Raw genomic sequence first — 13,568 nt, 5'->3', positions numbered from 1 at the left:
TGGTGCAAATTAATGCCATCTGTACTGGTTACTACTGATTAGGTGATATCAATGACTCGTTACCAACAACTGGCTGACATTCTTAGTCAGCGTATTAAAGAAGGGTTGTATAGCGCCGGTGAACGACTCCCTTCCGTCAGAGTGTTGAGTGACGAACATGGTGTCAGCATCAGTACTGTCCAGCAGGCTTATCGACAATTGGAAGAACGCTTGCTTATCGAAGCGCGAGCGAAATCAGGTTATTTCGTTCGTTGCTGCTCAAACCTACCTTCTTTACCTGCGACATGCACCCATGCACAGCGGCCAGTAGAAATCTCTCAGTGGGAAAATACCTTGGCTTTCCTGCAAAGAAGTGTGCAGGAAAATATTATTTATCTGGGTGCTGGCTCGCCGGATCTTTCTGCTCCGGGGCTTAAAATACTGAGTCGCTTGTTGAGCCGCGTTAGCCTCCATCAGAGTGAAGAAGTGCTGGAGTATGACAATATTTACGGCTCCTTGGTATTGCGTGAACAAATAGCTCGCTTGATGCTGGACAGTGGTAATCATCAATCGGCTGAGAATATCATTATTACATCTGGCTGCCATGGCGCATTGGCTGTGGCACTGGGTGCAGTCTGCCAACCCGGTGATATTGTTGCCGTTGACTCCCCAAGTTTTCATGGTGCGATGCAAACCTTGAAAGGAATGGGTATGAAAGTCATTGAGATCCCAACTGATCCAGTGGTCGGGATCAGTTTGGAAGCGTTGGAAATGGCTTTGGATCAATGGCCAATTAAGGCGGTTCAGCTTACACCGACATGTAATAATCCGCTGGGTTACAATATGCCAGATGAGCGAAAAAAAGCGCTGCTGATACTCGCCCAGCGCTATGACATCGCGATTATCGAAGACGATGTTTATGGTGCTTTGGCGTATCAATATCCGCGCCCTCCCACGATAGCTTCATTTGACGATGATGGGCGTGTATTGCTGTGCAGCTCCTTTTCTAAAACCGTCGCCCCCGGTTTGCGTATCGGTTGGATTGCCCCTGGGCGCTATTTAGATAAAGCGCTGCATATGAAATATATTTCCGCCGGGCGGGTCGCCTCTCTGCCTCAATTGGCAATGGCTGAATTTATCAAGCAAGGGCATTACATGCAGCACTTGCGCCGGATGCGCCGCCAATACCAACGTAATCGCGACATTATGACCAGCTGGGTGATGAAGTATTTCCCACCGAATACTTGCCTGAGCAGGCCGCAGGGGAGTTTTATGTTATGGGTCGAATTGCCACACGGATTTGATAGCCAGCGACTCAATCGCTGCTTGTTACCGCTGGGTGTGCAGGTTGCTGCCGGGCTTATTAGTTCGGCCTCGGGGAAATACCGTAACTGTTTGCGCTTAAGCTACAGTAAGCCGATGACGATAGAAATTGAGCGGGCAGTGCAAAAAGTGGGTAAAACGATTTATGAATTGTTGGCAGAGATTGAATCTCCGCAAGTGCTGGAAAAGCAGAACCAGCCATAGACTGGCTCTGGCAACTGACAAAGTTGATAAGCGGGGAAATGTGCCGAATGGGTCGTAACGGTGTGAGCCGTCGGAGCGCCCATCGGCGCAGTCGCCCCGCTAGTTTCGGAGTGACAAAATAAGTTTGTCATCAAGCTCACCAACCATAGGCTGGCTCTGGGCATCATTTAATTTGCCGCAGATTTATTGACGTAAATAAATCTGCGGCAGGGCAGTTTCAGGGTGGCGTGAAATGCCCAAATCGGCCTGATACCAGCGGGTTAGTGTTTCGGCGTTGAGCACTTCTTCTGGTGTGCCGCAGGCAACGAGTTCACCCTGTGCCAGCAACAAAATACGATCGGCATACAGTGCCGCCAGATTCAGATCATGCAGCACACAGCACACTGCCAAAGGTTCCTGGAGAGTGAGCTGACGCAGTAGACGCAACGTATGTTGTTGATGATACAAATCTAATGCGGATGTCGGTTCGTCAAGGAACAGCCAACGCGGCGTTGGTTCGGGTTGCCACAATTGTGCTAATACCCGTGCAAGCTGTACACGTTGCTGCTCACCACCGGACAGTGCACGATAGTCACGCTGTGCCAGTGCCAAACAATCCGTCTGTGCCATCACTTCTTGTAATGCATGCCGGTTTTGCGCCGCCCCATAAGGTGCGCGCCCCATCTGAATCACTTCACTGACACTAAATGGAAACGCCAAATCACTGTATTGGCGCATCACCGCACGGGTGCGGGCCAATGCTTGTGGCTGCCAGCTATTGAGGTTTTTCCCCAGCAACTGACACTCGCCATCTGACGGCGTCAGATAGCCGGTTAACAAACGCAGTAACGTGGATTTCCCTGCACCGTTTGGCCCGATAATCGCCACCATTTCACCGCTGGCAATTTGTAGTGAAACGTTATTAATCAGTTTTCGCCCCTGTACTTGGTAGGACAGCTGATTTGCTTCTAATAACGCCGTCGATGTTATTGCCGCGCTATTCATTCCTGCCATATCAACCACTGCGTTGCTCCCGCTGACGTAAAATCAGCCACAGAAAATAAGGCCCACCTAAGAGACTGGTTATCAACCCGACAGGCATTTCAGCCGGAGCAACTAAAGTTCGCGCCAATGTATCCGCAGTCAATAATAAGCAAGCTCCACCCAGTGCAGCACCGGGTAATAGCCAGCGGTGATCAGCGCCAATCCGCATGCGGATAAGATGTGGGACAACCAGGCCGATAAAACCGATAACGCCACTGACCGCCACTGCCGCACCAATCAATATTGCGCTGAGTAACAGCAAGCGCAGCTTAGCTTGCCGCACATTGACGCCAAGGTAATGCGCTTCTTCATCCCCTAACTGCAATAAATTCAACTGGCGCGCCTGTAATAAACCGAGCACACAAGCGGGCAGGATTAACGATGCGGCGACCAGAAGTGTCGACCATTGTGCTTGACCCAAGCTCCCCATGCTCCATAAGGAGAATTGGCGTAACTGCTGGTCATCACTGATATAAGTCAGCACGCCGACTGCGGCACCACACAACGCATTGATCGCGATACCCGCCAACAGCAGGCGCGATAAATTGCCATGCCCCCAGCGGCTGAGGGTAAAGATAATGGCAGAAATGGCCAGACTGCCGATAAAGGCTCCCACCATATGGCTATAAAGTGCCAACAGTGGCGGCAGGCTAAATGGCATGACAATAATCAGCCCGACACACAAGGCCGCGCCGCTGCTGATACCCAGTAGGCCTGGGTCGGCTAGCGGGTTGCGGAATAACCCCTGCATAATGGCGCCGGAAACCGCCAGCGCACAACCCACAACCACAGCTAATAGCACGCGGGGCAGACGAATATTTAGCCAGATATGCCACATGGCATCATCTAATGATGCATGCCATAACGTGCGAAACGAGAGGGTTAATGCCCCCATATTGGCCGAGCCGAGCGCTAATAGAATCAGAATCATCAGCAAGATGCCGAGCATCAGGCGTGGATGGACACGGCAATTCATTGCGCTTGTTCCATGCCTTTGCGCAGTTGCGCCAGCACTTGCGGTGTTTCCAGACCAAAGCCGAGCAATGCCATATCATCGACAACTAACAGGCGTTTATTTTTACCTGCAGGTGTTAAAGCCATGCCCGGTAATTTCCAGATACCTTCACTGCCCCCCAGTGCTCTTACACCGTCACTGGTGATCAGCAATAAATCGGGTGCGCTGGCAATAACCCCTTCTTGCGATAATGGACGATAGCGGCTGAAGCCTTGCATTGCATTGTTGCCACCCGCAGCACGGATCATGGCATCGGCGGCGGTATTTTGGCCAGCGGCCATTGGCGTTAAGCCGGCGTGGCTCATGACGAACAGCACTTTGACTGGCAGCGGCGTATTGCTCACTGCGCCCAAACGTTGCTGATAGTCCTTAATCAATTCTTGCCCTTTTTCCTGCTGATGCAGTGCTGCGGCAACTGCATTTATCTTCACCGCCACACTTTCCGGCGTTGTTTGACCGGGGACGGTGACGACGTTCACACCGCTGTCAGCAACTTGTTTGAGCACCAGTGAAGGTTGCGCAAGTTCGCTCACCAGCAGCATGGTGGGCTTCATTGCCAGAATCCCTTCGGCATTGAGCATGCGCATATAGCCGACATCAGGCAGCTTCTGCACCGCCTGAGGTTGTAGACTGGTACTGTCACGGGCCACAATCTCGCCACCGGCACCCAGTGCATAGGCGATTTCTGTTACATCGCCACCAATGGTGACAATACGTTCTGCGGCTAATGTATTCAGCGGCAGAAGATAGGCACTCAGTGACAGAATGAAAGGGAGTGACAGCAACCTTAGTCTCATGCGGCGATATCCTTATTGTTTAGGCGAGCAATCTGCTCACGCCATTGGTTTTGTTCTGGTTGGCCTTCAGTACGCTGACCATAAAGTTGAGCAAGCTGGGTGCCATCGGCAGCAAACAGCTCCAGGCTGGTGACAAATCCGTCTTTGGTCGGCTTGCGGGTAATCCAGCTTTCAGCAATGGCTGTTTCGATCAGATGTAGCGTAAAACGCTGGTTGAAAACGTTAATCCAGTCTTGATGTGGAGTGACTTTTTCAATCATGCCAGTGAAAATTTGCACACAACCGCGGTTACCGACGAAAATCATGATTTCGTTCTGCTCTTGCTGTGCGATATGCAGCAGTTGCGTCAGTGAGCTGTTATCAACCTGATAAGCCAGATCATCGCCGACGGCACGGAAGGCTTGTTGGCGAGTCAGATTATTGCGCTTGAGCAACTGGAAGAACTGGTGCACATCAGTCATGGCACGCCATTCAGCATCGACAGCATCATCTGTGGCAGTCGGTTCGGTAACCTCAGTGGCACGCAGTGGCTCTAACTGTAATTCTGGGTTTTCTGCACTGATAAACTTCGCCAGCAGTGCATCCCAAGCGGCCATGTCAGTTTTTTCCGTGACATACACTTTATGTAAAGCATCACCCTGATGGTCGAAGAACTGAATGCTATGGCGCACGCCGTGGCGCGTTTCTTCTGTCAAAGTAAAGGCGCTGGCCCACTGATTGAGGAACAAACGTAAATCCAGGTTACGCGGGTTGAGGATCAATCCGGCATGGCCATTCAGGTGTTGATTCTCGTAGCAGCCCATTTGCTCATGTACTGCATAAGTGTTGCGGGTGATCGCTTTGACTTCACCCACTGCTTCCAAGGCCGCCAGCAGAGTGCGAGCATCAGCATGCAAACGTTTAGCATCATGGCCAACCCGGCTGTGGGTCAGTTCCGCTTCTGAAATCTCCATCAGGGTGGCTAAATCGCGCGCATATTTGCCCGGATTATCTGCTTTGGCTTGGACGTACTGCTCATATATTGACTTGCTCATAATGACTTCCTCGTTCTATTGATTTTTTATATGCAGGTGACAGTGTTAAATGATAATCCGGTAATCCACAGATTGGATTACCGGATGCGATATTTCAGACTATCTTTTTTCTCTGGACTACCACTGATAACTCACGAAAAACTTAGCGTTGCGCCCATCTTGAGGCACGCCCTGTGGCGCGTAATACTCTTTATCAAATGCGTTACCCAGTACCACGGTGGTGGTCACACCTTTCATCTGTTCCTGCCCTTTATAGCTGACATAGAAGTCATTGAGGCCATAGCCTGCCTGACGCTTACCGGTGCTTAACGGCTGAGAACGGTCAGCAAAGGTGGCAATCCAGCCGACCGCAAAACCGCTATTGGCCACCGGAACATCTACAGTGCTGGTGACGGTATCCGGGTTAATGGATTCGAGCCAGGCATTGGTATTCTGGTTTTTGCCGCGGGTACGGTTATAGGCCAGATCCCAACTAAACACGCTGGTCTGGTAAGTCATGGTGGCATCCCAACCCCAGATTTTTGCTCGATCGATATTTACCGAGGTGGTGGTCATGGCTGCCATATTCACCTTGGTATCGATATAGTCTTTAGCATTGGTATCGAAGTAACTGGCTTTGAATTGCAGGTCATCATCGGCCATCAACAGGTTGCTAAAGCGCAAACCAAAACCATATTCCTGCGTTTCGTTGGTTTCTGGCTTCAGATTGGGATTTGGCACCCAATAGTTGGTCCTCATCGGGCCCATAGAGAAGTGTTTCGAATCGTTATACATCTCACCCATGGTCGGGGCGCGGAATGCTTGGGCGTAGGAGCCAAACAGCATCAACCAGTCAGTCGGCATAATGCTAACCGCACCGCGTGATGACCATTTATCCGCATCGACATCAGCGTAACCGTCACTACTACCACGATAGTTGTCATAGCGAGTCCCGGCTAAAATGGACACCGGCAGATCGCGCAGAGTGATTTCATCTTGTAACCAACCAGAACCAAAACGAATGTCTGCCTGTGGGAAGCTTTCAGTGGCTCCACCCGGCGTCTGTTCCTGTTTGTAGGCTTCAGTACCGTAAGTCAGTAAATGTGAGGCAAAACTATCAGTGAACAGGCGGGTACGGTTTTCCAGCTTCCCGCCTTTCGTTGTCTGCTTGCGCCCCTCTTCAAGGGAACCTTGTGGGCGAGCATTGATTTCTACTTCGGAGTAATAAACCCGCGCCGTAGCATTCAACCATTCTTGATCGAGAGGTTTAAGGCTGTAGCTGAGCTGTGCATCGCGCTGGATAGTTGAGCGGTTTGTCAGAACATTGCTGCTAGACGCCGCGCTGGTTTGCGGGTTCTTTGGCTCTATCGCATTGTTGTTGTAGTAGCGCAGATTTGCGCTCAATGACTGCACCTGATCAATGCGCCAAGTACCTTTTGCCAGAACATTGCTGATGGTTTCATCATTGGGGGCATTAAAACCGTCACTCTGGCGGATGTTGCCGATATCGCGGGTACCAAATGAGATAACGCCATCAACATCGTCAGTGCGACCAAATGCGCTGGCACCCAGACCGAAGCTGTGGTCGCCAGTGGCGGCGGAGCTATATACGCGATAACCGGTATTTTGGCCCGGTGATAGCAAATCCGCAGCATCGACCGTCTCATAAGAAATAACCCCACCCAATGCGCCGCTGCCATAGAGCAGTGCGGATGGGCCACGAACCACTTCGACACGTTTGACTAGCGCGGGATCGAGGAAAGTCGAGTTCAAATGGCCGGTATCAGTGCCTTGACGGATCCCATCAACCAACGTCAATACGCCTTGCTTGCCATAGCCGCGCAAGGTCACATCCTGGCCATTAACACGGCCACTTCCGGTAACGGTCAGTCCCGGTATTTTGCGTAGCATGTCTGCGGCAGAAGTGGCGGTTTCGCTGGTCGGTGAGTTTGCCTCGACCACTGTCACCATCATCGGCGCTTCAAAGCTACTGCGCTCATTGCCCGTAGCAGTGACTACCATCGTGTCGGTGGCGTGTTTTTTGCTGCTGGTGGTGGTATCCGCAGCTTGAACAGCAAGGGGCAGGGCGCAAGCGATTGCCAAACTGAGTGGCGACCAGCGGAAACGGTCAGAGGTGGAACGAGGCATGTCGGCAATTCTCCATATTTTTCTATGCAAAAAAATTAATATGCAAAAACAAATAGATAGGTTGCTGGCTGCCTTGATTATAGAATCTGGGTGGCTTGCATTGAGCATCATCCCCTCGCCTTGATGCGCTGTTTACGGCAACATCAATCACTCAGGTTTAGATGCATATTATTTAGTCAGTATCAGTTTCCCGGCCTTAGTTTGACGCAGTTGATAACACTCGCCCTGATGGACGATAAAGGCCACACCATGCCCTCTCAGCAACTGTTCGCTGGTGACAGACAAAGGTTTACTTGCCGTCGGATACTCGACAGCAGGTTCGTCGTTCAATATTGGCGTCTTATTCAACTGTTTATCCATATAACCAGTAATGATAATCTCTATCAATATGATAAGTATTATCAATCATGACTCGATGTTACATCAAGACATATTTATTGTTAATTTGCTTTTAATTAACGAGCTAATCCCGGCTCAATTAACGCGTAAATTTGGTGATATGTGGTAGGGTCTTCAATCATTTGACTGATATGACGTGCTACATCTTCCCGAGTGATCATGCCATGAGCCTCAGCTTGCAGACGGATGGCATTACCCGTCGCGGGCTTATCCAGTAAACCGCCGGGGCGAATCAGGGTATAAATCAGGCTACTGGTCTGTAACCAACTCTCGGCCAGCGATTTTTCACGCACCGCCTGACCGAAAGCAGCACGGGCCGCAGGAGAGAGTGTCGGCCAGCTATCACCACAGCCAATTGACGTCACCAAAAGCATGCGTTTCAGGCCAAGTTTCTCGGCGGTATCTATGATCAGTCGATTGCCTTGATAGTCGGCACTGCGGCTACCCAATGTCGAAATAATCGCGGCTTCCGGGCCGGCTAATTTACAGGCCTCAAGCACCGCGTCCGGATCGCAAGCATCGCCACAGACTACCGTCAGACCCTGACTGCGCAGCACTTCAGCGTGCTGCGGATGACGTATCAATAGGGTGATGGGACGAGGATTCAGTGGCGCATTGGCATGTTGATTTGCCAGTGCCAGCAAATGCGCCCCTACACCATGACCGGCGCCGAATATCAGCCAAGGTTTCATGGTGTTTCCTCGGCTGTTTTTGCGGCAACTTGTTGCTCAGCTTGAAGCTGTTGCGCCAATTGATGAAATGCGGCAAGTCCATCAGCGCGTAGCTGACGATGTTCATCACGGCCGACATACACTTTCAGCATGACTTCGCCCTTCTGATTGAAGAACTGGACCGATGCGGTTGCCATCCCCATAAATGGGCGCTCCAGCAAGGCAATTGCCTGACAATTTTGTGCTCTGATATGGCCGCTGAGGCCTTGCTTATCACGCAGGTTGAAATAGCCGTGGCGATGAAAACCACTCGGCAATGGGCCTTTGTGTTCCAGAATAATGTCGGCGGTATGCACCAATGTGGTGACATCCCCCCACTCCGTCATGCTGTCCCAGACGCGACCAAACTGCTCTGCTCCAGCCAATATTCGTTCCGGTAATACGCGCACCACATCCAATGGGCTAACCTGATAATCCTGTGCAATTTGCTCAAGAGTGCCGTCCGGTTGAGTGGCAAGGAACTCGGCGAGTGGCAATTTATTATTTGGTGATTGGCTATTCATGAGTGGCTTTCCGCGGTGATAAGTGAAGGAATTAGGTGTTGCAGTGCCTGCATCATATTGCTGGCCCAAAAACGCCCACTATCCGTGAGGCGCAAGCAAAAACTGTTATCTTTCAGCAGGTGGCACTGATGCCACTGCGCGATCAGTGGCATCAAAGGATTCGGGTTCGCCACTAATTCGCTCAGATCTAAACGACCCACTTCAATGCCACTTTGTAATTTGGCGCGCCACGGATGCTCGCCGCTGGCTTGCGTCATCATCATCAGGGGCTTTTGCCCGCTATCGATTAATCGGTAGTAGTTATCTAAGCTGCGATGCTGCATATAGGCATGCCCTTGCAAAGACCCACCGGCACCGCTACCCAGTGCGAGGCAATCAGCACCTTGCTTAATCAACAAGTTATATAGGTTGCGCTCACGGGTAGTGCGCGCCCAGTGGCTGTTACTCAACTGATGCCAACCCGCCTGTGCAAGGCTATCGGCACCGCTACAGTAAAAATCACATTGTTGTGCCAATGTCGGCAGCTCCACCCGGTTATTCTCCACTGACTTGGCAAGAGGAGTGGTTGGCAACAAGTTGAGGGCATACAGGTCAACGCCATCCAGCGGCAACTGACGCACAATGGCTAAATCTTCCTGCCAGGTTTCCGGGGTTTGATGAGGTAAACCAAACATCAGGTCACAGACGACGGCAGCGCGATCCCGGCTCGCTAAATCAGTCAGAAAGCGAATGGTCTGGTCACGATCTGCTTTACGGCCCATTCGTTGACGGATTCGAGTATTAAAGGTTTGAACTCCAATGGAAAAACGGTTAGCGCCGGCTTCCAGACAAGCATCAATTCGTTCATCGTCAAAATTAAAGATTCGCCCTTCAACGGTGATTTCACAATCGGGTGCTAAGGGCAATATTTTACGCAACTGGCTGATAATACGATGTAATTGTTGTGCAGACAGGGCGCTTGGTGTCCCGCCCCCGAAATAGATTGCGTGAATCGGTCCGCCTTGCAGCAGTGGGCTGTCGGCCTCCATGCCCAGCTCTCGCAACAGATAATCTGTATAGCGCTCTGTGCTGTCAGATTTTAGCGGATTTTGGTAAAAACCGCAGAAAGTACAGTGAGTGGCGCAGAACGGAATATGTAAGTAAAGCAAACGTTTATTGCGAGGAAGTGCGTTTTGTAGCAAAGCCTGCCAGCTATCATGGAGTGACTCCGCAGGGAGTGGTCGGCTGTCGCGCCACGGCATCGTTGCCCAGCGTTTGGGAAAAGGCAGCGGCCCTAATCGGGCATGGTACGGCATCAGATCAATATTCATAGTTGGCTCATTAAGCTGTAGTTGATGAATTAAATGATAATAATAATCATTTGATCAACAGCTAAAGTGAGAGATTTTGATCCGCATCAGTAAATGAGAATGAAAAACATTCAAATCTGACAAGTTTGGCGATTATTGGATAGTTTTCTGTGGAATTTTATCGTCCGATAAGTGGAATTATCTTCATTTAATATTGAAAATACTGACTACGGCAGAAAGGCGAGCTAACGCCATGAGATTGACATTAGCTCAGTCCAACTCATGTTTAGGCCAAATAATGCTGGAACCAGGCTATTGTGCGCTCCCAAGCAAGGTCAGCAGCGGCTTTGTCATAGCGCGGCGTTGAATCGTTGTGAAAACCGTGATTTACCCCCGGATAAATATAGGCTTCATAGGTTTTACCCGCCGCTTTAAGGGCTTCTTCATAAGCGGGCCAACCGGCATTAATGTTGGTATCCAATTCGGCGTAATGCAGTAATAGCGGGGCTTTGATGCGGGGAACATCTTCTGATTTCGCCTGACGCCCATAGAAAGGCACTGCGGCGGCAAGCTCGGGATAAGCCACTGCGGCGGCATTGGCAACACCGCCACCATAACAAAAGCCTGTAATCCCGACTTTACCGGTGGTTTCTTTACTCGCCATCAGAAACTCTATTGCCGCAAAAAAATCATTCATCAGTTTGGTTGGGTCGATCTGTTGCTGCAATTCACGGCCTTTATCATCATTACCGGGATAGCCACCTACAGAACTGAGCCCATCAGGGGCGAGTGCAATAAAGCCAGCTTTCGCCACGCGGCGGGCCACATCTTCAATATACGGATTTAACCCACGATTTTCGTGGACAACGACCACAGCAGGAAGGGGGCCAGTTGCCTTGGTGGGACGCACCAAATAGCCCCGTACTTCACCGTGCCCGTTGGGTGAGGGGTAGGTAATATACGAAGGAATGATATCTGGATCAGTGAACTCAACTTGCTGAGCTAGCGCATAATTTGGACTGAGTTGGCCCAAAATGGTTATGGCTGTCAGGCCACCGACGGCGTATTTTGCCGCGAGTTCAAGGAACTGCCGCTTGGTAATCCTGCCGTGGGCATAATAGTCATAGAGTTCAAGCAATTCAGGGGCGAAATCTTTTGCGGTAAGACGGGACATCGGCATGCTCCTTCCTGTGGGCGTAAAATGATAACTTAGCAGATAGTCGGGCGGCTGCTGAACATTTTTTAACCATGAAGGGGTAGGCGGCTAAACGTAAAAAACCAGCCAATGGCTGGTTTTTATCACAACATGATCTGATGCGATCTGAATTATCTGAACACTAAACCGCCGTCGATTAATGGCGCTTGTCCCGTCATATAGTCAGAATCCGGCCCGGCGAGGTATGAAACAAAGGCTGCGACATCCTCCGGCGTTTCTGCACGACCAAGTGCAATGCCATCCACATATTTTTTATAGGTTGCGCCAATTGGTGCGCCGGTTTCTTCGGCCATTCTTTTATCGATCTCCACCCACATATCGGTCCCGACCACTCCGGGACAATAGGCATTGACGGTAATGCCGAAGCTGGCCAACTCTTTTGCCGCTGCTTGAGTGAGTGCTCGTACACTGAATTTGGTAGCAGAATAAATGCCTAGCAGGGCAAAGCCTTCATGACCGGCAATTGATGAGGCATTGATAATTTTGCCTTTCTGCTGGCGAGCTTTGAATTTTGTCGCTGCTGCCTGAATACCCCAAAGGGTACCTTGAACGTTGATTTTAAATATATTCTCGACTTCTTCCTGCGTAACACTCAGCAGGTTTTTAGTTTGGCTGATACCGGCGTTATTCACCATGATATCAAAGCCACCGAGCTCTTTCTCTGCGTAGTCAACTGCGGCAAAAACTTCATCACGTACACTAATATCGGCTTTAAAAGTCACGCTTTTGCGCCCTAGCGCACGAATTTCATCCGCGACTGCTTTGATTTTTTCATCTTTTAAATCAACCAATGCAATGTCAGCACCATCACGTGCTAATCGAAGCGCAATCCCTCTACCGATCCCTTGTCCAGCACCTGTCACCAGCGCCACTTTACCATTTAAAGACATGTTATCGCTCCTCTAGATGGAAATAATTCGCATTTACAGTTTTAGTCCAATAGGTTAATAGCGTGCTTGTGTAAAAGTGCTACTTATTGATTTTTTTTAAGAGTAGTTCAACATTCAAACAAAATGGTGATGGGGAGCGAAAGTAAATTTCACTTACATGAAGCGAGAAAATCCAAGCTGATGGGCACGCTGCGGCTATTGGTATCAGGGGTGGAGGAAACATATCTATACCGAAAAGGTATCACATAAATGGTATTGGATGAGTGTTTTGGACAAAACATATACTTCAGTCATCAAAAACTGAAGGAGTGAGTCCATGAATAACGAACGATATACCCGAGGGTTAGCAAAACTCAAAGAGATAGATGGTCAGGCTGGAGAGGGCGTGATTAACAGTCTGAAAGACATCGCCCCTGACTTTGCACAGTTGCTCATTGAGTTTCCATTTGGTGATATTTATTCAAGGCCAGGGCTTGACCTCAAAACTCGAGAGCTTGCGGTGGTGGCTGCTTTGACTGCAATGGGGAATGCTACGCCACAGCTTAAAGTCCATCTTCATGGCGCTCGCAATGTTGGTTGCTCCCAGCAAGAAATAATTGAAGTTATTATCCAAATGGCTGTTTATGCGGGTTTTCCTGCCGCGCTCAACGGTTTGTTCGCAGCAAAAGAAGTTTTCTCCCATGAGACGAGCCTATGAGGCCATCTCTCTATTCTGTGTGGTTTGCTCTCATTATGGCGTGTTCATTAACTTCGTCTGCTAGTGCTGAGCCGCTAGCCGGGTTAATCGGCAAGGTGTTCGTACCGTCATCGCCGACGGGCTGAGCAGCCCCGTTAGTTTGGCATTGACACCGGATGGCAACTTGATGGTAGCGACATGGGGGAGCGAATGCTGCGTTCCAGATTCGCCACCCCTGACCAGGCATGTTCGATGAAGAGTCCAAACGCCAGGAAGCAAAAAACCAGCTGTTAGGCTGGTTTCTCTAAATAGGGTGCCCGGACTCGGACAACCCGCGCAGCGGGATTGAACGTCGCTGGCGA

Annotated in this window: 14 protein-coding genes; 2 read left to right on the top strand and 12 right to left on the bottom strand. The window is 50.3% G+C overall.

Annotation, left to right across the window (positions count from 1 at the left end; genetic code table 11):
* Nucleotides 1–51 precede the first annotated feature (51 nt).
* Nucleotides 52–1,506 (top strand): aminotransferase-like domain-containing protein, encoded by a 1,455-nt coding sequence (locus FTA96_RS09300; protein WP_050146723.1) that lies wholly within the window; start codon nucleotides 52–54, stop codon nucleotides 1,504–1,506.
* Nucleotides 1,507–1,689: 183 nt separating this feature from the next.
* On the opposite strand, the gene FTA96_RS09290 is transcribed toward FTA96_RS09300, so the two are convergent.
* The 11 genes from FTA96_RS09290 to FTA96_RS09240 all read right to left on the bottom strand — a co-directional run bounded on the left by FTA96_RS09290 (nucleotide 1,690) and on the right by FTA96_RS09240 (nucleotide 12,530).
* Nucleotides 1,690–2,499 (bottom strand): heme ABC transporter ATP-binding protein, encoded by an 810-nt coding sequence (locus FTA96_RS09290; protein ID WP_391592627.1) that lies wholly within the window; start codon nucleotides 2,497–2,499, stop codon nucleotides 1,690–1,692.
* 1 nt (nucleotide 2,500) lies between these two features.
* Nucleotides 2,501–3,505: a FecCD family ABC transporter permease gene (locus FTA96_RS09285; RefSeq protein ID WP_050110516.1), complete on the bottom strand. Its 1,005-nt coding sequence runs from the start codon at nucleotides 3,503–3,505 to the stop codon at nucleotides 2,501–2,503.
* On the bottom strand, nucleotides 3,502–4,341 hold the full coding sequence (locus tag FTA96_RS09280; RefSeq protein ID WP_145573673.1) for a heme/hemin ABC transporter substrate-binding protein: 840 nt from the start codon (nucleotides 4,339–4,341) through the stop codon (nucleotides 3,502–3,504). The genes FTA96_RS09285 and FTA96_RS09280 overlap by 4 nt, the downstream gene beginning before the upstream one ends.
* On the bottom strand, nucleotides 4,338–5,375 hold the full coding sequence (locus tag FTA96_RS09275) for a hemin-degrading factor (RefSeq protein ID WP_050121775.1): 1,038 nt from the start codon (nucleotides 5,373–5,375) through the stop codon (nucleotides 4,338–4,340). The genes FTA96_RS09280 and FTA96_RS09275 overlap by 4 nt, the downstream gene beginning before the upstream one ends.
* Nucleotides 5,376–5,492: 117 nt before the next feature.
* Nucleotides 5,493–7,502: a TonB-dependent hemoglobin/transferrin/lactoferrin family receptor gene (locus FTA96_RS09270; protein ID WP_145573671.1), complete on the bottom strand. Its 2,010-nt coding sequence runs from the start codon at nucleotides 7,500–7,502 to the stop codon at nucleotides 5,493–5,495.
* Between the two features lie 168 nt (nucleotides 7,503–7,670).
* Complete coding sequence (gene hemP / locus FTA96_RS09265) at nucleotides 7,671–7,862, bottom strand: hemin uptake protein HemP (protein ID WP_050110512.1); 192 nt, start codon at nucleotides 7,860–7,862, stop codon at nucleotides 7,671–7,673.
* Nucleotides 7,863–7,957: 95 nt separating this feature from the next.
* On the bottom strand, nucleotides 7,958–8,593 hold the full coding sequence (locus tag FTA96_RS09260; RefSeq protein WP_145506466.1) for an SDR family oxidoreductase: 636 nt from the start codon (nucleotides 8,591–8,593) through the stop codon (nucleotides 7,958–7,960).
* Nucleotides 8,590–9,135 (bottom strand): heme utilization cystosolic carrier protein HutX, encoded by a 546-nt coding sequence (gene hutX, locus FTA96_RS09255; RefSeq protein ID WP_145536496.1) that lies wholly within the window; start codon nucleotides 9,133–9,135, stop codon nucleotides 8,590–8,592. Before hutX ends, FTA96_RS09260 begins: the two co-directional genes overlap by 4 nt.
* On the bottom strand, nucleotides 9,132–10,445 hold the full coding sequence (gene hutW, locus FTA96_RS09250; protein ID WP_050136441.1) for a heme anaerobic degradation radical SAM methyltransferase ChuW/HutW: 1,314 nt from the start codon (nucleotides 10,443–10,445) through the stop codon (nucleotides 9,132–9,134). Before hutW ends, hutX begins: the two co-directional genes overlap by 4 nt.
* Nucleotides 10,446–10,710: 265 nt before the next feature.
* Entirely contained in the window at nucleotides 10,711–11,598 is an 888-nt protein-coding gene (gene yghX / locus FTA96_RS09245; protein ID WP_145506474.1) for a YghX family hydrolase, read from the bottom strand.
* A 152-nt stretch (nucleotides 11,599–11,750) separates the two neighbouring features.
* Complete coding sequence (locus FTA96_RS09240; protein ID WP_050110505.1) at nucleotides 11,751–12,530, bottom strand: acetoin reductase; 780 nt, start codon at nucleotides 12,528–12,530, stop codon at nucleotides 11,751–11,753.
* Nucleotides 12,531–12,846: 316 nt separating this feature from the next.
* On the opposite strand from FTA96_RS09240, the gene FTA96_RS09235 reads away from it, so the two are divergent.
* Nucleotides 12,847–13,227, top strand: coding sequence for a carboxymuconolactone decarboxylase family protein (locus FTA96_RS09235; RefSeq protein WP_145573669.1), 381 nt, complete (start codon nucleotides 12,847–12,849; stop codon nucleotides 13,225–13,227).
* A gap of 60 nt (nucleotides 13,228–13,287) precedes the next feature.
* Here FTA96_RS09235 and FTA96_RS23395 read toward each other — a convergent pair.
* Nucleotides 13,288–13,568 (bottom strand): hypothetical protein (locus tag FTA96_RS23395; RefSeq protein WP_222424310.1); only part of this gene is annotated, 281 nt, incomplete at its 5' end.

Source organism: Yersinia alsatica (assembly GCF_902170305.1).
GTDB classification, from domain to species: domain Bacteria; phylum Pseudomonadota; class Gammaproteobacteria; order Enterobacterales; family Enterobacteriaceae; genus Yersinia; species Yersinia alsatica.
The sequence above is the reverse complement of the archived record's forward strand: the minus strand, read 5'-3'. Positions and strand labels throughout refer to the sequence as shown.

Excerpts from the sequence above, each read along its gene's own strand:
- FTA96_RS09300 (WP_050146723.1), top strand. The coding sequence starts at position 52 with ATGACTCGTTACCAACAACTGGCTGACATTCTTAGTCAGCGTATTAAA.
- FTA96_RS09290 (WP_391592627.1), bottom strand. The coding sequence starts at position 2,499 with ATGGCAGGAATGAATAGCGCGGCAATAACATCGACGGCGTTATTAGAA.
- FTA96_RS09285 (WP_050110516.1), bottom strand. The coding sequence starts at position 3,505 with ATGAATTGCCGTGTCCATCCACGCCTGATGCTCGGCATCTTGCTGATG.
- FTA96_RS09280 (WP_145573673.1), bottom strand. The coding sequence starts at position 4,341 with ATGAGACTAAGGTTGCTGTCACTCCCTTTCATTCTGTCACTGAGTGCC.
- FTA96_RS09275 (WP_050121775.1), bottom strand. The coding sequence starts at position 5,375 with ATGAGCAAGTCAATATATGAGCAGTACGTCCAAGCCAAAGCAGATAAT.
- FTA96_RS09270 (WP_145573671.1), bottom strand. The coding sequence starts at position 7,502 with ATGCCTCGTTCCACCTCTGACCGTTTCCGCTGGTCGCCACTCAGTTTG.
- hemP (WP_050110512.1), bottom strand. The coding sequence starts at position 7,862 with ATGGATAAACAGTTGAATAAGACGCCAATATTGAACGACGAACCTGCT.
- FTA96_RS09260 (WP_145506466.1), bottom strand. The coding sequence starts at position 8,593 with ATGAAACCTTGGCTGATATTCGGCGCCGGTCATGGTGTAGGGGCGCAT.
- hutX (WP_145536496.1), bottom strand. The coding sequence starts at position 9,135 with ATGAATAGCCAATCACCAAATAATAAATTGCCACTCGCCGAGTTCCTT.
- hutW (WP_050136441.1), bottom strand. The coding sequence starts at position 10,445 with ATGAATATTGATCTGATGCCGTACCATGCCCGATTAGGGCCGCTGCCT.
- yghX (WP_145506474.1), bottom strand. The coding sequence starts at position 11,598 with ATGTCCCGTCTTACCGCAAAAGATTTCGCCCCTGAATTGCTTGAACTC.
- FTA96_RS09240 (WP_050110505.1), bottom strand. The coding sequence starts at position 12,530 with ATGTCTTTAAATGGTAAAGTGGCGCTGGTGACAGGTGCTGGACAAGGG.
- FTA96_RS09235 (WP_145573669.1), top strand. The coding sequence starts at position 12,847 with ATGAATAACGAACGATATACCCGAGGGTTAGCAAAACTCAAAGAGATA.